The following is a 978-nucleotide window of genomic DNA, read 5'->3' on the forward strand; positions in this document are numbered from 1 at the left end:
CCAGGTCGGGGATGCGCCCAGGGATAAGCCGTGAAGCGCGCATCCACCCACGATGCGATCATCATCGGCGCCGGCCCGGCGGGCACGTCGGCGGCGCTGGCGCTCGCCCGGCGCGGATGGGCTGTCGCGATCGTGGAGAAGAGCGCGTTTCCGCGCCGCAAGGTATGCGGCGAATACATCTCGGCAAGCAACCTCGCGCTCCTTGACCGGCTGGGTATCGGCGATGCTTGGCGCGGCGAGGCCGGTCCGGAAATACGCCGGGTCGGCCTCTTTTCCGGCAATGCCAGCATCGAGGCGCCGATGCCGGGCGCGCGATCCGGACCCGCGGCAAGAAACGGCTTCGGCCGCGCGCTTGGCCGCGACATACTGGACACGCTGCTGCTCGACGCGGCCCGCTCGGCTGGCGTGGAAGTGTTCCAGCCCTGCCGTGCCGTCGCCATCGAAAGGGATGGCGACCGCCAGGCGGTGCGGATCCAGGCTACAAGCGGCAGTCCCGGCGAGGAGGGGATGACCCTGCGGGCATCGGTAATCGTCGCTGCACACGGTTCGTGGGAGCCGGGGCCGCTGCCGAGCCAGCTCGGGAAGCAAAGCCGCTCCTCGGACCTGCTCGGGTTCAAGGCACATTTCACCGGGTCGGCGCTGCCGCCCGATCTGATGCCGCTGCTCACTTTTCCCGGCGGCTACGGCGGCATGGTGCTCGCCGACCGTGGCCGCCTATCGATCTCGTGCTGCATTAGGCGCGACGTGCTTGCCCGGCTGCGCGGCAGCCTTGCCCGCGAACGCGGCGGCCATGTCCCGGCGGCCGAAGCCGTTGAGCGTCACATCATGGCGACATGCCGGGGCGCGCGGGACGCGCTGGCGGATGCCCGTCTTGACGGTCCGTGGCTCTCCGCCGGTCCGATCCGGCCGGGCATCCGCGCAGGCTACGAAGCAGACATCTTCCGCGTCGGCAATGTCGCTGGCGAGTCGCATCCGATT

General features: G+C 70.0%; 1 protein-coding gene. It reads left to right on the top strand.

Going from position 1 to position 978, the window contains the following annotated elements; all coding sequences use genetic code 11:
• Window positions 1–30: 30 nt before the first annotated feature.
• A partial coding sequence (locus P9230_RS32215) for an FAD-dependent oxidoreductase (RefSeq protein ID WP_278121749.1) occupies window positions 31–978 on the top strand: 948 nt, incomplete at its 3' end.

The organism is Mesorhizobium sp. WSM4887 (assembly GCF_029625865.1).
Lineage (GTDB): Bacteria > Pseudomonadota > Alphaproteobacteria > Rhizobiales > Rhizobiaceae > Mesorhizobium.